Annotated in this window: 17 protein-coding genes; 11 read left to right on the top strand and 6 right to left on the bottom strand. The window is 73.5% G+C overall.

The genetic code is table 11. The features are described 5' to 3' along the window. The first annotated feature begins 1 nt into the window (after position 1). From JT1_RS09830 to JT1_RS09810, 5 genes are read left to right on the top strand one after another with little or no spacing between them, the layout of a single operon-like run. Positions 2-859 carry an amidohydrolase family protein gene (locus JT1_RS09830; protein ID WP_068325658.1) on the top strand — a complete coding sequence of 286 codons (858 nt, stop codon included), beginning with the start codon at positions 2-4 and terminating at the stop codon, positions 857-859. A gap of 1 nt (position 860) precedes the next feature. Then, on the top strand, positions 861-1,382 hold the full coding sequence (locus tag JT1_RS09825) for a gamma carbonic anhydrase family protein (protein ID WP_068325655.1): 522 nt from the start codon (positions 861-863) through the stop codon (positions 1,380-1,382). A gap of 37 nt (positions 1,383-1,419) precedes the next feature. Continuing rightward, positions 1,420-1,956, top strand: a complete 537-nt coding sequence (locus JT1_RS18390; RefSeq protein ID WP_068325654.1) for a DUF6158 family protein — start codon at positions 1,420-1,422, stop codon at positions 1,954-1,956. Continuing rightward, positions 1,953-3,161 carry a 3-oxoadipyl-CoA thiolase gene (pcaF, locus tag JT1_RS09815; protein ID WP_068325653.1) on the top strand — a complete coding sequence of 403 codons (1,209 nt, stop codon included), beginning with the start codon at positions 1,953-1,955 and terminating at the stop codon, positions 3,159-3,161. The genes JT1_RS18390 and pcaF overlap by 4 nt, the downstream gene beginning before the upstream one ends. Before the next feature lie 19 nt (positions 3,162-3,180). Next, the gene (locus JT1_RS09810; RefSeq protein WP_068325652.1) at positions 3,181-3,966 is read left to right on the top strand and encodes an enoyl-CoA hydratase/isomerase family protein; all 786 of its coding nucleotides are present in this window, start codon (positions 3,181-3,183) and stop codon (positions 3,964-3,966) included. Positions 3,967-3,984: 18 nt separating this feature from the next. Here JT1_RS09810 and JT1_RS09805 read toward each other — a convergent pair whose 3' ends face one another. Next, positions 3,985-4,788: a GNAT family N-acetyltransferase gene (locus tag JT1_RS09805; RefSeq protein ID WP_068325651.1), complete on the bottom strand. Its 804-nt coding sequence runs from the start codon at positions 4,786-4,788 to the stop codon at positions 3,985-3,987. A 75-nt stretch (positions 4,789-4,863) separates the two neighbouring features. Between JT1_RS09805 and JT1_RS09800 the strand changes: the two genes are divergently transcribed. The 5 genes from JT1_RS09800 to JT1_RS09780 all read left to right on the top strand — a co-directional run bounded on the left by JT1_RS09800 (position 4,864) and on the right by JT1_RS09780 (position 11,715). Next, on the top strand, positions 4,864-5,709 hold the full coding sequence (locus JT1_RS09800) for a PHP domain-containing protein (RefSeq protein WP_068325650.1): 846 nt from the start codon (positions 4,864-4,866) through the stop codon (positions 5,707-5,709). Positions 5,710-5,747: 38 nt separating this feature from the next. After that, positions 5,748-7,061: a DUF2252 domain-containing protein gene (locus JT1_RS09795; protein WP_068325647.1), complete on the top strand. Its 1,314-nt coding sequence runs from the start codon at positions 5,748-5,750 to the stop codon at positions 7,059-7,061. 88 nt (positions 7,062-7,149) lie between these two features. Continuing rightward, complete coding sequence (locus tag JT1_RS09790; protein WP_068325645.1) at positions 7,150-7,923, top strand: ParA family protein; 774 nt, start codon at positions 7,150-7,152, stop codon at positions 7,921-7,923. A gap of 7 nt (positions 7,924-7,930) precedes the next feature. Continuing rightward, a complete protein-coding gene (locus JT1_RS09785; RefSeq protein ID WP_068325642.1) occupies positions 7,931-10,015 on the top strand; it encodes a glycosyltransferase family A protein in 2,085 nt (694 codons plus the stop codon). After that, on the top strand, positions 10,012-11,715 hold the full coding sequence (locus JT1_RS09780; protein ID WP_068325640.1) for a glycosyltransferase: 1,704 nt from the start codon (positions 10,012-10,014) through the stop codon (positions 11,713-11,715). The genes JT1_RS09785 and JT1_RS09780 overlap by 4 nt, the downstream gene beginning before the upstream one ends. A 72-nt stretch (positions 11,716-11,787) precedes the next feature. Here the strand turns inward: JT1_RS09780 and JT1_RS09775 are convergent, their stop codons facing one another. Both JT1_RS09775 and JT1_RS09770 read right to left on the bottom strand, forming a co-directional pair. Further along, positions 11,788-13,461: a glycosyltransferase family 4 protein gene (locus tag JT1_RS09775; RefSeq protein WP_068325639.1), complete on the bottom strand. Its 1,674-nt coding sequence runs from the start codon at positions 13,459-13,461 to the stop codon at positions 11,788-11,790. Positions 13,462-13,517: 56 nt separating this feature from the next. Then, entirely contained in the window at positions 13,518-15,062 is a 1,545-nt protein-coding gene (locus JT1_RS09770) for a DEAD/DEAH box helicase (protein WP_068325636.1), read from the bottom strand. A 218-nt stretch (positions 15,063-15,280) separates the two neighbouring features. On the opposite strand from JT1_RS09770, the gene JT1_RS09765 reads away from it, so the two are divergent. Further along, entirely contained in the window at positions 15,281-15,982 is a 702-nt protein-coding gene (locus JT1_RS09765; protein ID WP_082807603.1) for a ferritin-like fold-containing protein, read from the top strand. 105 nt (positions 15,983-16,087) lie between these two features. On the opposite strand, the gene JT1_RS09760 is transcribed toward JT1_RS09765, so the two are convergent. From JT1_RS09760 to JT1_RS09750, 3 genes are all read right to left on the bottom strand, one after another. Beyond that, positions 16,088-16,357, bottom strand: a complete 270-nt coding sequence (locus tag JT1_RS09760) for a GlsB/YeaQ/YmgE family stress response membrane protein (RefSeq protein WP_068325634.1) — start codon at positions 16,355-16,357, stop codon at positions 16,088-16,090. 154 nt (positions 16,358-16,511) lie between these two features. After that, the gene (locus JT1_RS09755; protein ID WP_068325632.1) at positions 16,512-16,730 is read right to left on the bottom strand and encodes a DUF3107 domain-containing protein; all 219 of its coding nucleotides are present in this window, start codon (positions 16,728-16,730) and stop codon (positions 16,512-16,514) included. Positions 16,731-16,770: 40 nt separating this feature from the next. Continuing rightward, the gene (locus JT1_RS09750; protein WP_068325630.1) at positions 16,771-17,424 is read right to left on the bottom strand and encodes a TetR/AcrR family transcriptional regulator; all 654 of its coding nucleotides are present in this window, start codon (positions 17,422-17,424) and stop codon (positions 16,771-16,773) included. Positions 17,425-17,517 lie beyond the last annotated feature (93 nt).

The raw sequence follows: 17,517 nt of genomic DNA, 5'->3' as shown, positions 1-17,517 counted from the left end.
CGTGCTCGACGGTCACGTCCTCGTGGACGCCCACGTCCACCTGCCCGTGCTCTCGACGCTGTCGTCGTCGTGGATCGACTGGGCTCGCCAGTTCGGCCCCGACGGGGTGCTCGAGCGGGCCTGGGACGGCGAAGGGATACCCCGTCCCGCCGCCGTCGACGAGCTCTTCGCCGAGCAGGGGGTCGACATCGCGATCCTCTTCTGCGAGTACAGCCCCAAGGCCACCGGGATGCAGCTCTTCGACGACCTGCTGCCGGTCGTCGAGCACAACCCGGCGCGCTTCCGGCCGATGGCCAATGTCAACCCGCACCTGCACCACCCGATCGGCGACGAGGTGCGGCGCCAGCTCGGCCACGGTGCGGCGGGCCTGAAGCTGCACCCCGTGCACGGCGGCTTCACCTGCGACGACCCGATGCTCTACCCCGCCTACCAGGTCCTCGTCGAGGAGGGGGCGCCGCTCGTCGTCCACTGCGGCACCTCGACCTTCGCCGGGTCGTCCAACCAGTACGCGGACCCGAGCCATCTGCTCGCCGTGACCCGGGACTTCCCGGAGCTGGACATCGTGCTCGCCCACGGCGGTCGAGGCTGGTGGTACGAGCAGGCCGCCTTCATGGCGATGAGCAACCCCCGCGTGTGGATCGAGCTGTCCGGGCTGCCGCCCAAGCGGCTCCCGCAGTACTACGCCGCGGCGGGACTGGAGCGGCTCGCCAAGAAGATGATCTTCGCGACCGACTGGCCCGGCGTGCCCGGCGCCGACGTCAACGCCCGCGCCGTCGCCGACCTGGTGCCCGAGGCGGACGTCGCTGCGGTCCTCGGGGGCAACGCCGTTCGTCTCTACCGTGGGCTGGAGGTGCAGTGAGGTGGCGGTCTACGCGCTCGGTGAGCTCACCCCGCACATCCCCGACTCCGCCTTCGTCCACCCGGACGCCGTCGTCATCGGCGCGGTGACGCTCGGCGAGCAGGCCTCCGTGTGGCCGACCGCGGTGCTGCGGGCCGACTTCGGCCGGATCGTCGTCGGCGACCGGACCTCGGTGCAGGACGGCACCGTCGTGCACTGCATCGAGGAGCAGGCCACCTCCATCGGCGCCGACTGCGTCGTCGGGCACAACGTCCACCTCGAGGGCTGCACCGTCGGCGACCGGTGCCTCGTCGGCTCCGGGTCCGTGGTGCTCAACCACGCGAGCGTCGGCGACGGGTCGGTCATCGGGGCCGGTGCCGTCGTCACCCAGCACACGGTCGTCCCGGCCGGGTCGATGGCCGTCGGCGTCCCGGCCCGGACCCGACCCGTCCCCGCCGAGGCCACCGAGTGGGTGCGCTTCGGGGTCGGCGAGTACCTGACCAACTCCGCCCGCTACCGCGACCAGCTGCGCCGGCTCGACTGACGCACCGCCCGACCGACACACCACGAAGGGATCGATCATGAACGACGCAACCCAGGGTGTCCCTGCCGCCGAGCTGAGCGACGAGGAGCTCGAGGCCCAGGGCACCCGAGCCCACGAGACCCGCAACTGGGTCTTCCTGCACGGCAGCGCCGAGCAGTTCGCCCACCACACGGCCCGCATGCTCGAGCTCGAGCGCGAGTACGTGCGCCGTTTCCCCAAGCGCACCTGGCAGGGCAGCGGCGGCGCGCCGACCGACCTCGCCCAGACCGCCGCGTCGTGGCGCGAGACGGTGCGCGGCGTCATCGCCCAGCTCGAGGCGCTCGTCGAGCTGCCCGACCCGCAGACCCCCGCGGGGTCCGGCGACGACGACCCGGTCCGGGCCTTCCTGCAGCGGCTCGCCGACAACGGCGGTCGGCTCAACAAGCTCGAGGCGCACCAGGCCGCCCGCGAGGTCGGGCTCGACCCCGCCGTGCGCGCCGACCTCTACAAGGCCGACCCCCAGCTCGTCGCCACCGAGGGCACCGACCGCGTCCTCACCGACGCCGGCCGTGCCCGGCTGGCGGGGGAGGCATGAGCCGGATCCGGCACGCCTACCTCGTCGACGGGGTCCGCACGCCGATCGGACGCTACGGCGGTGCGCTGTCGGGCGTGCGCCCCGACGACCTCGCGGCGCACGTCGTGGCCGAGCTGCTGGACCGGCACGTGGGCCTCGACCCCGCCCGTATCGACGACGTGGTCCTCGGCAACGCCAACCAGGCGGGCGAGGACAACCGCAACATCGCGCGCATGGCCGCGCTGCTCGCCGGCCTGCCCGTCAGCGTGCCGGGGACGACGATCAACCGGTTGTGCGGCTCGGGCCTCGACGCCGTGGGCTACGCCGCCCGGGCCGTCGTCGCCGGTGACGCCGACCTCGTCGTCGCCGGCGGTGTCGAGAGCATGAGCCGGGCCCCCTTCGTCCTGCCCAAGGCCGAGACCCCCTTCGCCCGCGGCATGACGGTGGAGGACACGACGATCGGCTGGCGCTTCGTCAACCCGCACATGGAGCGGATGTACGGCACCGACCCGATGCCGCGGACGGCGGAGAACGTCGCGGTCGACCACAAGATCTCCCGCGAGGACCAGGACGCCTTCGCGCTGCGCTCGCAGGAGCGGGCCGCGGCCGCGATCGCCTCGGGCCGGCTGGCGCGCGAGATCGCGCCGGTGAGCGTCCCGCGGCGCAAGGCCGACCCGGTCCTCGTCGACACCGACGAGCACCCGCGCTCCACGTCGCTGGAGGCCCTCGGCGGGTTGCGCCCCCTCTTCGAGGGCGGCACCGTCACCGCCGGCAACTCGTCGGGGGTCAACGACGGCGCCGCCGCCCTCCTCGTCGCCTCGGAGGCCGCCGTCGAGGAGCACGGGCTCACGCCGCTCGCCCGCGTCGACGCGGTGACGGCGATCGGCGTCGAGCCGAGGGTCATGGGCATCGGTCCGGCCCCGGCCGTGCAGCGCCTGCTGGCGCGCACCGGTGTCGCGCTCGAGGACGTGGGTGTCATCGAGCTCAACGAGGCCTTCGCGTCGCAGGGCCTGGCGGTCCTGCGCGAGCTCGGGATCGCCGATGACGACCCGCGGGTCAACCCGCACGGCGGCGCGATCGCCCTCGGCCACCCGCTCGGCATGAGCGGCGCGCGGATCGCGCTCTCGGCGGCGATCTCGCTGGCCGACGACGACCTCGACCACGCGATCGCGACGATGTGCATCGGGGTGGGCCAGGGGATCGCGGCGCTCATCTCCCGCCCGTGACCCCTGATTGGATGACCCCATGACCGACTCACCGCTCATCACCACCGTCCGCCACGACGCCGGCGTCGTCGAGGTCGTCCTCGACCGTCCGGAGGCGATGAACGCCGTCTCCACCGCGATGGCCGGTGCGCTGACGACGACCGGCGCCGTGCTGCGCGACGACACCTCGGTGCGCGCGGTCGTCGTGACGTCGAGCCACCCCAAGGCCTTCTGCGTCGGCGCGGACCTGAAGGAGCGCAACGGGTTCAGCGACGACGACCTGCGGGCCCAGCGCCCCGGCAACCGCCGGGCCTACCGTGCCCTGCTCGACCTGCCGGTGCCGACGATCGCGGCCGTCGACGGTCACGCCCTCGGCGGCGGCTGCGAGATCGCGCTCGCGTGCGACCTCGTCGTCGCCGGTCCGCGGGCGAGCTTCGCGTTGCCCGAGGTGGGCGTCGGGGTCATCCCGGGTGGCGGCGGGACGCAGCTGCTGACCCGTCGCATCGGCTGGTCGCGCGCCGCGGACCTGATCTTCACCGCACGCCGGGTCGACGGCCACGAGGCGCTGCGCCTGGGCCTGGCGGACCGGTGCGTCGACGACGCGCGCGCTGAGGCGCTCGCCCTGGCCGCCACGATCGCCGAGCACTCGCCGGTGGGCGTGCGCAACGCCAAGGCGGCGATGCGCGGCGGGCTCGACCTCACCCTCGACGAGGGCTTCGACCTCGAGGACGCCCGCTGGCACGACACCGCCTTCAGCGCCGACCGGGCCGAGGGAGTGCGCGCCTTCGCCGAGAAGCGCAAGCCGCGGTGGCCCGGCCTCGACTGACCGCAGGGGGCGGTCCGCTCAGTCCTGCTCGGTGAGCCCCGGGGCGGCCTCGCGCCACTGGGCGTGGGTACGCGCCACGAACGCCTCGCCGCGGTGGGTCGCGTGGTCGTCGGCGATGAGCCGGCAGGTCGGGTCGTCCTGCGGCAGCAGGCTGACCACGGCGTCGGCCGTGTCGGCCAGTCGGCACTCGCCGTGCTCGAGGGCCGGGCAGGTGCGTCCGGCGTCGTTGACCGGGCCCTGGCACTTGCGCACCTCCACGCCCGCCTCCCACAGCGCCTCGACCTCGGGGGTGTCGAACAGGGTGCGGGTCTCGATGAGCACCTTGCGCGCGGCGCGCCCGGTCGGCCACGGGGGCATGAGGTCGTCGGTCGCGAGGTCGAAGACGACCTCGCCCTGCTCCACCGGCGCGGCGATCGCCGCGCTCGTCGTCCGCAGCAGGCGCAGCATCCCGCGGTTGTCCGTGCGCACGACGGCCCGGAGCGTGAGGAGGCCGTCGGCGGCCGCCCGTTCCCGCAGCGCGCCGAGCATCCGGGTGCCCAGACCGCGGCCCTGCTGGCTGTCGGCCACGGCCATCGCGAGCTCCGGTGGCTCGTCCTCGCTCGTCCGCTCGTACCGGGCCTCGGCGACGACGACCCCCGCGCGCAGCGCGACGAGGGAGGTGGTGCCCGGGCGCAGCACCGCGAGGTCGGCGATCTCGTCGGGTGCGACGGCGTGGGAGAAACGCAGTCGGGCAGACGTGGGCGAGAGCTCCGCGAGGAGACGCGCGATGCCCCCTTCGTCCCGGGGTGTGGCCGCCCGGATCATGAGCTCGTCCTGCGCCATGGCTCCTCCTGCGAGCAGTCTACGACCGGCGCCGCAGCCGAACCGGGTGTCGGTGCCCGGGCATAGGCTGACGGCGTGATCGACCTCCACGCGCACTCCTCCCAAAGCGACGGCACCGACGCGCCCGCCGACCTGCTCGCGCAGGCCGCAGAGGCGGGTCTGACGACCCTCGCGATCACCGACCACGACACCACCGCCGGGTGGGACGAGGCGGCTGCAGCCGCCGCTCGCCGCGGGGTCGCGCTGGTGCGCGGGGCCGAGCTCTCGACCCGGCACCGGGGCAAGTCCGTGCACCTGCTCGCGTACCTCTTCGACCCGGCCGACGAGCCCTTGTCCGAGGAGATGCGCCGGATGCGCGAGGACCGCGTGCCGCGGCTGCGGCGGATCGTCGAGCACATGGCCGACGACGGCTTCGGCGTCACCTGGGAGGACGTCCTCGAGCAGGTCGAGCCGGGCGCGGCGCTCGGGCGACCGCACCTGGCCGACGCGCTCGTCGCCAACGGGGTCGCGGCCGACCGCAACGAGGTCTTCACCCGTTGGCTGCACAACGGCTCGGTCTACTACGAGCCGCACTACGCCGTCGAGACCGCCGAGGCCGTGCGGCTGGTCCTGGCCGCCGGTGGGGTGCCCGTGGTGGCGCACCCCTTCGCCACCAAGCGGCAGCGCTCGCTCGACGCCGACGACGTCGCCGGGCTCGCCGCGGCCGGGCTCGTGGGCATCGAGGCCGACCACCGCGACCACGACGACGCCGGTCGCGCGCTCGCGCACGAGCTCGCCCGGCGCCACGAGCTCGTCGTCACGGGGAGCAGCGACTTCCACGGTGACGGCAAGGACAACCGCCTGGGGGAGAACACCACCGCGCCCGAGTCCCTCGAGCGCATCGTGGCGGCGTCCTCCGGCACCGTCCCCGTCCTCGCCTGAGGCAGCAGATCCCCAGCAGGAGGGCATAGCGTCGCGGCATGACCGATCAGCAGCGTCAGCAGCTCGTCATCGACACCCTCGAGGCGGCCTTCGCCGACCTCATGGAGGCCTCTCCCGCCGCGTTCCGGGTGAAGTTCCGCAAGATGGCCGACCACCCCTTCGCCTTCTACCGGGGGACCGCCTGCCTCTTCCACCGCGACCTCGCCGGCACGGAGGAGCCCTGGGCCGACGAGCGGACCGGACGGGTGTGGATCCACGGTGACCTGCACGTCGAGAACTTCGGGACGTACATCAACTCGCACGGCGAGCTGGTCTTCGACGTCAACGACTTCGACGAGGCCTACATCGGCCCCTTCACCTGGGACCTGCGCCGCTTCGTCGCCGGGCTGGCCGTCATGGGGTGGCGCAAGGCGCTGCCCGAGCAGGCGGTGCGTGACCTGGCCACCACCTACCTGACCAGCTACATCGAGCGCGTCCACCAGTTCGTCGGCAAGAGCGACGACTCCGAGTTCGCCCTGCGGCTGGGCAACACGCAGGGCGCGATCCACGCCACCCTGCAGCTGGCCCGCCGCAGCAGCCGCGTCGGGATGCTCGACTCGATGACCGAGGTGCACGACGCCGGCCGGCGGTTCCTCGACGGGCCCGGCGTGCGCCGCCTCGAGGAGGACGAGCGCGAGCTGGTCCTCGAGGCCTTCGCGGGCTACCTCGGCACCATCCCCGAGGCCAAGAGAATGGAGCGGGAGAACTTCTACGCCGTCAAGGACGTCGTGGGCCGCTCCGGGTTCGGCATCGGCAGCGCGGGTCTGCCCGCCTACAGCGTGCTGATCGAGGGGTTCAACGAGGCCCACGAGAACGACATCGTCCTGTCGATGAAGCAGGCCAACCACCCGGCGCTGGCCGACGTGGTCGACGAGCCGCGCATGCGTGACCTCTTCGCCCACGAGGGTGAACGCACCGTGGTCAGCCAGCGGGCGCTGCAGGTCCACGCCGACCCGCTCCTGGGGTTCACGAGCGTGCGGGGTGTGGGCTACGTCGTCGACGAGGTCTCGCCCTACGAGCTCGACCTGTCCTGGTCCGACCTGCACGAGCCCGACGACATCGCGATGGTCGTCGCCGACCTCGGCCGGGCCACGGCCAAGATCCACTGCGTCTCGGACGCCGACAGTGACCACACCGTCGTCGACTTCCAGACGGAGGAGGCGATCGCCCGGGTCATCGAGGGCCGCGAGGAGGATCTGGTCCGGGACCTCGTGGACTTCGGCATCGACTACGCGGCGCGGGTGCGCTCCGACCACGCCCTCTTCGTCGAGGCCTTCCGGGAGGGACGGATCGGCTCGGTGCAGGCCGTCTGAGGCCCCAGGGGCGCGTCGCGGTGGCGCCGCGGCGGAGCCCGGGTGAGAGGATGAGCGCGGCATCGACTCCCATCGAAAGGCGTCACACGTGGCACGGGCGAAGAAGGCAGCCATCATCGCTGTCGCGAACCAGAAGGGCGGCGTCGCCAAGACGACGTCGGTCGCGTCCATCGGTGCCGCGATGGCCGAGCTCGGTCAGCGGGTCCTGCTCGTCGACCTCGACCCGCAGGCGAGCCTGACCTTCAGCCTCGGGGTCGATCCGGACGCCGTGGAGCTGTCCGTCAACGAGGTCGTCCTCGGCCAGGCCGAGATCGGCGACGCGATCCTCGAGGCGGGGGAGGGCATCGACCTGCTGCCCTCGACGATCGAGCTCGCCGGCTCCGAGGCCCAGCTGCTGACCCGCCCCGGGCGCGAGTTCGTCCTCCAGTCCGTGCTCGAGGACGTGCGCGGGGACTACGACGTCATCCTGCTCGACTGCAGCCCGAGCCTGGGTGTCCTCACCCTCTCGGCGCTGACCGCCGCGACCGGCCTGATCATCCCCATGCAGGCCGAGATGCTCAGCCACCGCGGCGTCGGCCAGCTGCTCGACACCGTCAAGGACGTCAAGAAGCTGCTCAACAAGAAGCTCAAGACCATCGGGATCCTGCCGACGATGTACGACGGACGCTCCAACCACGCCCGCGAGGTCCTCGACGACCTCGGGACGCGGTACAAGCTGCCGGTCCTGTCGCCGCCGATCCCGCGCACCGTCCGTTTCGCCGAAGCCCCCGCCGCCGGTCGGTCCATCCTCGACACCGCGCGCAGCAGCAAGGGCGCCGCCGCCTACCGCGAGGTCACCGAAGCGATCCTCGCCGCGATCTGAGCCGCCCGTGCCCACCCTGCAACGCGCCCGTAGCCTCGCCGTCGGTGGCCTCCGCGCCGTCCTCACCGGGGACCCCGCCGCCCGCCGACGGGTGATCGACCCCCTTCGCGCCCGCGTCCGACCGACCCCGCTGCGCGGGCTCGACCCGCTCGTCGCCGGCTACGCCCGCGGCGCCGAGCAGATCGGCGTCGACGACCTCGTCGCCACCGGGCTGCGCACCCGCTCGACCCTGCTGCGCGAGGTCGCGCGGACCCTCGCGGAGCGCACCGGCGCGCCGACCTGGCGGGCGGGCTACGCGGAGCTGCTGACGACGAGCGGGGACGAGGAGCTCGTGCGGGAGGGCTCGGCGATCCTCCGCGAGCTGATCGAGCAGGGGCACGCTGCGAGTCTCACGACCCGCCAGGCGCTCCTGCACGCTCACACCCTCCTGCTGCGCCAGACCGCTGCCGGTGAGGGGGCCGACGTGCTGCGCGCCCACCTGCCGCTGCTCACCCAGCTCTCCGAGGACGAGCGGCTGGACCTCGAGACCGACCTCGCGCACCCGTCGATCACCGGCGACGAGGCCGCGTGGTGGCGCCTGCTCACCCGCCGCTGGCGGGACGCCGGTGCGCTCGTGCCGCGCCTGCTGGGCCAGGCCGAGCTCGCTGCGGTCATCGGCGAGGAGACGGCCGCGCAGTTCCCCGGCGGCGCTCCTGCCTACGACCGTGTCGGGGCCGACCCGGACGAGCTCGCGACGCTGAGGGCCGGTGTCGCACAGCGGGTCTCGGCAGCGGTGGGCCGCACGGTCACCGAGGACGAGCTGCCGACCGTCAGCGTCATCGTCACGGCGCACCGGCCGGGCCCGTGGCTCGCGACCGCGATCCGCGCCCTGCGCGACCAGACCTGGCCGCACCTCGACGTCGTCGTCGTCGACGACGCCTCCGGCCCCGAGCACACGGCCGAGATCGCCCGCATCGCCGGCCTGCACCCGACGTCGCGCATCATCACCCGCGAGCGCAACGGTGGCGCCTACCGTGCCCGCAACCTCGGCATCCGGGAGGCGAAGGGGGAGTACCTCGCCTTCCTCGACGCCGACGACTGGAGCCACCCCGAGCGCATCGAGCGCCAGGTGACGCCGCTGCTCGCCGACCCGGACCTGCCCGCGACGCACGGCATGACCATCCGGCCGAGCGACGACCTGACGCTCGTGTGGCTCGGCTACCCGTCGACGCGGCTCAACGCCTCGGGGCTCGTCCTGCCGCGTGCGACGATCGACCGGGTCGGCTCCTTCGACGACGTGCGCAAGAGCGCCGACAGCGAGTACGACGCGCGCATCGCCGCCGTGACCGGTATCGAGCCGCTCCTCGTCGAGCCCCCGCTGCAGCTGACCAGGCTGCGTGCAGGGTCCTTGTCCCGCAGCGACTTCGGCGTCGGGTGGGGGGTCGGCGCACGCATGGCCTACCGCTCGGCCTACAAGGTCTGGCACCGCCGCCTCGCGGTGGAGCGCGAGCGCGGCAGGCCCCTCACCGACCTCGACTGGGCGACCCGGCACGGCGAGTCCGACCCGGCGCGGGAGCGCGCCGAGGGGCGTCCCTTCGCGGCGCCCCACGTGTGGGTGTCGACGAGGCCCCACGCCCCCTTCGACGTCCTCGTCGTCGACGACGCGGCGGACCCGATGGCCGACGCCGGCGACCTCGTGGGCGCGATCGAGCGCCTGCGCGAGCTCGACGTGCGGATCGCCCTGCTGCACCGCGAGAACCCGGCGCGCCTGCGCCTGTACCGCAAGCCGCTGCTCGCCCCGGTCCGCCGGCTGCTCGACACGTGCGACGACGTGCTGCAGGTGCACCCCGAGGAGCGCGTCGAGGCGGCGGTGACCTGGGTGCGCCGCGCCGAGTCGCTGTCCGTGGGGCGCCCGGCGCCCGACGTCGTGACCGGTGACGTGGTCGTCACCGAGCCCGTCGGCACGCGGACGCACCGCGTGGACCCGGCGTGGACCCGGGTGGCCGTCGAGACCGAGCTCGCGACGTGGGGTGTGCCGGAGGGCGCGGCGACGTGGCTGCCCGAGCACGCGGGCGAGGCCCGGGTGCACCACCTGCTGCGGGAGCGGCGATGAGCGCGCTCGGCGGCTCCGCCAAGGCTGTGCGCGCCGCCGTCCGGGACGCCACGGCCGGGCCGCGGGCCCGTCGCGAGGCGGTCCGGCGCCTGTCCCGGGTCAACGCCCCTGCTGCCGGGACGGCACCGAGCCGGGCCACCCTGCGCGTCGACGTGCACGCCTCCGAGCGGGTGCGTGCGGGCCTCGCGGACGAGTGGACCCTCACCGCCGTCGACCCCGACGCCGTGCTCGTCGAGGTGGACGCGCGGTCGGCGGTGACCCTCGAGGCCCCCTTCGCCGGGCAGCGCGCCGCCGTCCTCGCGGCCACCGTCCCGGTGCTCGTGTGGGTCACCGGGAGCGCGCGGGTCGCGGCCGACGCGGTCGAGCGGCTCGTCGCCGGTGCCACCGTCCCCGTGCACGTCTGCGTGGACGACGAAGGGAGCCTCCCGGACTGGGCGGCCCGGCTCGGTCGCGAGGTCCACCTCCTGCCGCCCGCCGCCGCCACGCGCATCCACTCGCCGGCAGCCGTCGGCGCGACCCGACGTCGCGAGCAGGTCGTCGCGCTGGTCGGCGACGCCGGCTACGACCGGGGGCGGCTGGCCCCGGTGCAGCCGCAGCGGCTCGACCTGCTCGGCGGGGACGACGCCGCCACCGACATCCCCGGGGACCGTCCGGTGCTCGGCCGGTACCGGGCGGCGGCCTTCGTCGCCGACCGTCCCGCGACGCCGTGGCAGGTGCTCGAGGCCGCAGCCGCGGGCACCGCCCCCATCGCGACCCCCGCGGTGCTCGACCGGTTGCCGGACGCCGTGGCGGCCGAGACCGCCCGCGTCGAGGACGACACCCAGCTGGCCCTGCACGCCCGCGCCCACCTGTGGCAGGACGAGCTCGTCGACCGGGCCGGCCTGCGGGCCGGTCGCGAGGTGCGGGCCGCGCACGGCTTCGTCCACCGCGCTGCCGACCTGGAGGCCCTGCTCGAGCGGCCTCGCCCCCTGCGCGGGGTGCGGGGGACCCCCTTCGACCGCAGCGTGAGCGCCGTGATCTCGACCAACCGCGCCCACGAGCTCGGCACCGTCGCCGACAACATGGCCCGCCAGTCGCTCCTGCACTCCGGCGAGGTCCAGGTCGTCCTCGTCCTGCACGGGCTCGACGTCGACGAGGCAGAGGTGCGCGCACGCTTCCGCGACAAGGGGATCGACGAGATGACGGTCGTGGCCGCGGATGCCTCGCTCACCCTCGGCGCCTGCCTCAACCTCGGCATCGACGCCTCCGACGGTGCCCACGTCGCCAAGATCGACGACGACAACTTCTACGGCCGGCACTACCTGGTCGACCTCGTCGACGCGCTCGAGTACTCCGGCGCGGGGATCGCGGGCAAGTGGGCGCACTACACGTGGCTGCGCAGCACGGGTGCGGTGATCCTGCGGTTCCCGGCGAGCGAGCACCGCTTCGAGCGGCTGGTCCAGGGCGGGTCGATCCTCATGCGCGGCGACGTGGCCCGCGACCTGCGCTTCTCGGACCTGCCACGGGCGGTCGACACCGACCTGCTCGACCGGGCACAGGCCGCCGGCGTGCGGACCTACTCCTCGGACCGCTTCGGCTATGTCAGCATTCGCGGCACCGATCGGCACGCGCACACGTGGACGGTCGAGGACGCGTCCTTCATGAACAAGTCGAGCACGGTCGTCTTCTACGGCGACCCGCGCGAGCACGTCGACGTCTGAGCCCGCCCGCGACACTCGGGTGATGGCTCCAACAGGGGCTCGATAGGCGCCATCGCCCGAGTCTCGGCGGGCTCAGCCCCGGTGGGAGCCGAGCACCTGCTCGTAGATCTCGCGGTAGCGAACGCCGTTGGCCTCCCAGGAGCGCTCGGTCTCGACCCAGGCCCGCCCGGCCGCGGCCAGCTCGGCCCGGCGCGCCGGGTCCCCGGCCAGGCGCACGAGGGCCTCGGTGAGCGCCTCGGCGTCCCCGACGGCGAAGGACTCGCCGCGCTCGCCGTCACCGGTGATCTCGGTCAGGGCCGGCAGGTCGGACACGAGCACCGGCAGGCCGGCGGCCATGGCCTCGAAGGGCTTGAGCGGCGTGACCAGCCGCGCCGCCCGCTCGTCCACGCGGGGGACGACGAAGACGTCGACGAGGGCGTAGTGGTCGAGGACCTCCTCGTGGGGGACGCGGCCGGTGAAGACGACCGCGTCGCCCGCGCCGACCGCCGCGGCGTGCGCCTCGATCTCGGCCCGGCGGGTGCCGTCGCCGACGATGAGCGCGACCGCGTCGACGCCCCGCCCGCGCAGCGCGACGGCGGCGTCGACGAGCAGCTCCTGGCCCTCGCGGTAGTGGTCGAGGTTGGAGACGTAGCCGAAGACGAACCGCCCGACGAGGCCGTACTGCTCGACGAGGTCGTCACGGCGCGGCCGGGGGGCGAAGGCGCTCGCGTCGACGCCGTTGGGCACGACGTGCACCCGCACGGCGGGGATCCCGCGGGCGATGATGTCCGAGCGCATCGACTCGCTGAGCGTGATGACCGCGTCGGCCGCTGCCATGCAGCGGGTGTCGGTGTCGCGCCGGCGACGGTAGGTCTCGGCCGACTCCGCCCGGTCGAGGTCCTGGCTCCAGATCGCCTCGAAGAACCCGCGCACCTCGTAGACCCAGGGGATGTCGAGCGCGTCGGCGACGGCCCCGCCGACGAGGGCCGCGTCGTAGCCGCGCGAGCCGGAGTGCACGTGCAGCAGGTCGGGGGCCTCCTCGGCGACGACCGGCAGCAGGTGTGCCGCGTAGGCCTCGAGGTGGGCGTCGACGGTCTCCGCGCCCGGGACGTCGGCCCGCAGCAGGTGGCGGTGCCGGATCCCGTGGACCTCCTCGGTCGCGGGCGTGCCGGCGTCGCCGGGGAAGTCGAGCGCGGTGATCGCCACCGGCTCGACCCCGGACGCGACCTGCGCGGCGAGGTTGTATCGGGTGCGCACTGAGTAGCCCGACTGCCGGTGGGGCAGAGCGATCTTCAGCAGGTGGGCGACGCGGAGGGAGGGTTCCCTCCCTTCGCGCTCCTGCACGGTGCGCGCGGCGCGCACGGCGGTCGGGTCGAGGTGCGGTGACCAGTCGGGGTCGGTCTCCCGGAGGCGACCGGTCACCTGGGCCAGGGCGGCCTCGAGCCGGGTGCGCGCCGGCCGCGCGAAGCGCGGGGTCACCGCGAGCTGCTGCCGCGTGATCGTCTGCTGCAGGCTCGGCTCGCCGGCGCGCGAGGCACTGCGGCGGGCCTGGTCGAGGAAGGCGGAGTCCGTGCCGAGTGCCGGCAGCTCGCTGCGGACGAGCTCGACGGCCGCCGCGTGGTCGCGGGCCTCGGTCAGCGTCGCGACGCGCGCCGTGACGTCAGCGGCGCTCGACCCGTCGGACGCCGTCGGCCGGGGCCGCAGGCGCTGCAGGGTCGAGTAGGCACGGCGGGCGGCGCCTCGGGCGAGTGTCTTGGGGTCACGCACCCGGGCAGCCTAGTTCGCCGGGGCGAAGGGGGACGGGAGGCCGTCCCCCTTCGCCATCAGCCTGCGTCCTGGGCCTGGCCCGACTGGCCGCCGTGCGTGCGACGACGGTTGCGGCGACGGCGCGGACCGCCCTCGCCGTCGGCCTTGGCCTCGCTGCGCCGGCCCTCGCCGCCCTGGTCCTCGCGGCGCTCGCTGCGGCCGCCGTCACGGGAGCCGCTGCGGCCACCGCCAGAGCCACCGCGACCGCCACCGGAGCGGCGCCCGCCGGACTTGCCGGTCTCGCCGAGGTCCTCGATGCGCTCCGCGTCCAGGCCCTCTCGGGTGCGCTGGGCGCGCGGCAGGCGGCCCTTGGTGCCCTCGGGGATGTCGAGGTCGCTGAAGAGGTGCGGGCTCGAGGAGTAGGTCTCGACGGCCTCGGGGATGCCGAGGTCGAGCTGGCGGTTGATGACCGCCCACTTGGTCTCGTCGTCCCAGTCGACGAAGGTCACTGCGATGCCGGTGTTGCCGGCGCGGCCGGTGCGGCCGATGCGGTGGACGTAGGTCTTCTCGTCGTCGGGGCACTGGTAGTTGATGACGTGGGTGACGTCGGTGACGTCGATGCCGCGGGCGGCGACGTCGGTGGCGACGAGGACGTCGACCTTGCCGTTGCGGAAGGCGCGCAGCGCCTGCTCGCGGGCACCCTGCCCGAGGTCACCGTGGATCGAGGCGGCCGCGAAACCGCGGTCGGTGAGCTCGTCGGCGACCTTGGCGGCGGTGCGCTTGGTGCGGGAGAAGATGATCGTCAGGCCGCGGTCCCTCGCCTGCAGGATGCGGGCGATCATCTCGACCTTGTCCATCGCGTGCGCGCGGTAGACGAACTGCTCGGTCGCCTTGACGGTGTGGCTGTCGGCCTCGCCGTCCTCGCTCATCGCGCGGATGTGCGTCGGCTGGGTCATGTAGCGGCGGGCGAGCGCGACGATCGCGCCGGGCATCGTCGCGGAGAAGAGCATCGTGTGCCGGGCCGGCGAGGTCATCGCCATGATCTTCTCGACGTCGGGCAGGAAGCCGAGGTCGAGCATCTCGTCGGCCTCGTCGAGCACGACCGTCTTGGTGTTGGACAGGTCGAGGTGCTTCTGCTGGGCCAGGTCGATGAGGCGACCGGGGGTGCCGACGACGACGTGGACACCCTTCTTGAGCGCCTCGATCTGCGGCTCGTACGCGCGGCCGCCGTAGACGGTGAGGACCTTGATGCCGCGGCGCTTGCCGGCGCGCTCGAGGTCGGCGGCGACCTGGCTGGCGAGCTCACGGGTCGGCGCGACCGCCAGGGCCTGCGGGCGGGGGTCGTCGGTCTCGGTGTCGACGCGGTCGAGCATCGGGACGCCGAAGCCGAGCGTCTTGCCGGTACCCGTCTTGGCCTGACCGATGATGTCGTGCCCGCCGAGCGCGACCGGGAGGGTCATCGCCTGGATCGGGAAGGGGTGGATGATCCCCGCGTCGGCCAGCGAGGCGACGATGTCGGGGTGGACGTCGAAGTCGCCGAAGGTCTGCTGCGCGGCCTCGGGGGCCGTGCCCTCGATGTCGGGCGTCGCCTGGACGTCCTCGGGCGTGGTGGTCTCGGACATGGGGTCTCTCGATCAGCGTGGGACGGCGAGATGCGCCGCTCAGGTGGCACGGGCCGATCGGAGGTCTTCAGTGCGATCCGCCACGAAGGGGGCGACCGCGCCGGACGTCTCGTCCGGGCAAGAGGTGGATGCCGACCGGGCACCGCTGGTCCCGATCATGCTACCCGCCGGTGGGCCGCGGAGCCGAAAAGCACCCGGCCGCGCACTAGGCTGGCCGGATGAGCGAGCCGGCCCTCCCTTCCTCCTCCGCCGAGCCGTCGCACCGTGAGGGGGCGGGGACGATCGACCTCCTCGGCGTGATCGCCTACGGCGCGATCTCCGGTTTCACCCGCATCGCCGCCGACTCCGAGATGGCCGACGACCTCGCCCTCAAGCGCGCGCTGGCCGGCATCGCGGTCAAGGAGTTTCGCAACCACGAGCTGCTCAGCGACCACATCGTCGCGCTCGGCGGCGACCCGATCGCGGCGATGGAGCCCTTCCGCGAGGCCTTCGACGCCTACCACGCACGCACCCATCCGCAGGACCTGCTCGAGGGCCTGGTCAAGGCCTACATCGGTGACGGGATCGCGTCGGACTTCTTCCTCGAGGTGGCCCGCTACGTCGACCCGACGTCGCGCGCGATCATCGAGCAGGCGGGCGGCAGCCACCGGGACGTCGACGTCATCGTCTCGGCCGTGCGCCGCGGCATCGCGCAGGACCCGAGGCGGGGCGGGCCGCTCGCGCTGTGGGGGCGCCGTCTCGTCGGCGAGGCCCTCACCCAGGGGCAGGTCGTCGCCGCCCAGCACGAGTCGCTCAGCGACCTCGTGCTCGGTCTGGGCCCCGATCGCCCGGGCGCCTCCCTCGAGGAGGTCGGGCGCCTGATGCAGCGGCTCACCGACCGCCACCAGCTGCGCATGGGGCGGCTCGGCCTCGCGTCCTGAGGCGCGCGCCCGGAGCACGCGAAGGGGCCCCGCCTAGATGGCGGGGCCCCTTCGGTGCCGGCGTCCTTCGAGACGGTTGCCGAGCAACCTCCTCAGGACGGCGCGTCAGACCTGCTTGCGGCCGACGAGCATGCCGTAGATGACGATCAGGATCGCGGCGGCGATGATGCCGAGGATGAACGCGATCCAGTCGATGCCACTCGTGTTGTCGTTGCCCGACAGCGCGGTGTAGGCCCACGAGCCGATCAGGGCACCCACGATGCCGAGGATCACGGTGACGAGGGTGGAGATGTTCTGCCGGCCCGGCAGGACGAGACGGGCCAAGGCGCCGATGATGGCACCGACGATGATCGTGACGATGATGGTCCACAACATGCTGATCAGCTCCTTCTTGCGCCCGACAGGGGTGAGCGGGCGCGCTCAGGTAGCCCCGTGTGGGCTCTCCGTGACCAACATAGACTCCTGAGGCTGCTGGGGCGACTGTCAGGAAGTGACGATCTCGCTGCGGTGGATGCTCACCGCGTGACAATCAGGCCCCGAAACCGACCCGGCCACGGGTGGGCTCACCGACGTCGACGTACCCGAGGGCACCGGCGGGGACCATGACGCGACGGCCCTTGTCGTCGGTGAGCACGAGCGGTCCGCCGTCGAGCGCGGCGCGCACGGCGGTCTCGATCTCGGTCTCGGAGCCCTCGGCCTCGATGACGACCTCACGGGCCACGTTCTGGATGCCGATCTTGACCTCCACGGTCACTCCTTCGGTGTCGGGGGATGACGGTGACATCGTGTCACCCGGGGGTGTCAGCGGCCCTGTCGGGGTCGCCCATGCGGTTGATCGGGAAGGACCCCATGCCGCGCCACGCGAGGTGGCCCGCGGCCTGCTGGGCGACCTCCCTCGGGAACTGGCTGCCGTGCGCCAGCCACGTGCGGGCCATGACCTGCGCGGCACCGGCCATCGCCAGACCGAGCATCTCGGCGAGCTCCTGCGGCAGCGGGGTGTCCTCGGTGATGCGCTCGGCGATCGCCTCGCCGAGCTGGGCCTCGAGGGCGTCGATGCGGTGCCGCACCTGGGGCTCGTTGGTCAGGTCCGACTCGTAGATGAGGCGGAAGGCGCCGCCCTGGTCGGCGACGAAGCTGAAGAAGGCGGCGACGGTCGCGTAGACGCGCTCCTCGTGGTCGGTGCTGGAGCCCAGGGCCTCGAGCACCAGCGCCTCGAGCGTGTCGCACTGGACGTCGAGGAGGGCCAGGTAGAGCTCGAGCTTGCCGGGGAAGTGCTGGTAGAGCACCGGCTTGGAGACGCCCGCCTGGTCGGCGATGTCCTCCATCGCAGCCGCGTGGTAGCCCCGCGAGACGAAGACGGTGAGCGCGGCCTCGAGCAGCTGGGCACGGCGCTGCGCTCGGGGCATGCGCTGCACTCGCGTGCCGGGCGCGTGGGAGCTCATGGGTCCTCCGGGTGTCGATGACCGCCACGTGGCGGGGCTCACCAGCCTACCTGCGGGTAGTGCCGACCCCGGCCCCGGATGCGCCACCGGTCG

This window comes from Janibacter terrae NBRC 107853 (assembly GCF_001591405.1).
Taxonomy (GTDB): domain Bacteria; phylum Actinomycetota; class Actinomycetes; order Actinomycetales; family Dermatophilaceae; genus Janibacter; species Janibacter terrae.
Note: the sequence above shows the minus strand (reverse complement) of the source record. Positions and strands in the feature narration are given on the sequence as shown.

Coding starts and splice junctions, on each gene's coding strand:
- JT1_RS18390 (WP_068325654.1), top strand. CDS start 1,420: ATGAACGACGCAACCCAGGGTGTCCCTGCCGCCGAGCTGAGCGACGAG.
- pcaF (WP_068325653.1), top strand. CDS start 1,953: ATGAGCCGGATCCGGCACGCCTACCTCGTCGACGGGGTCCGCACGCCG.
- JT1_RS09810 (WP_068325652.1), top strand. CDS start 3,181: ATGACCGACTCACCGCTCATCACCACCGTCCGCCACGACGCCGGCGTC.
- JT1_RS09805 (WP_068325651.1), bottom strand. CDS start 4,788: ATGGCGCAGGACGAGCTCATGATCCGGGCGGCCACACCCCGGGACGAA.
- JT1_RS09795 (WP_068325647.1), top strand. CDS start 5,748: ATGACCGATCAGCAGCGTCAGCAGCTCGTCATCGACACCCTCGAGGCG.
- JT1_RS09780 (WP_068325640.1), top strand. CDS start 10,012: ATGAGCGCGCTCGGCGGCTCCGCCAAGGCTGTGCGCGCCGCCGTCCGG.
- JT1_RS09770 (WP_068325636.1), bottom strand. CDS start 15,062: ATGTCCGAGACCACCACGCCCGAGGACGTCCAGGCGACGCCCGACATC.
- JT1_RS09765 (WP_082807603.1), top strand. CDS start 15,281: ATGAGCGAGCCGGCCCTCCCTTCCTCCTCCGCCGAGCCGTCGCACCGT.
- JT1_RS09760 (WP_068325634.1), bottom strand. CDS start 16,357: ATGTTGTGGACCATCATCGTCACGATCATCGTCGGTGCCATCATCGGC.
- JT1_RS09750 (WP_068325630.1), bottom strand. CDS start 17,424: ATGAGCTCCCACGCGCCCGGCACGCGAGTGCAGCGCATGCCCCGAGCG.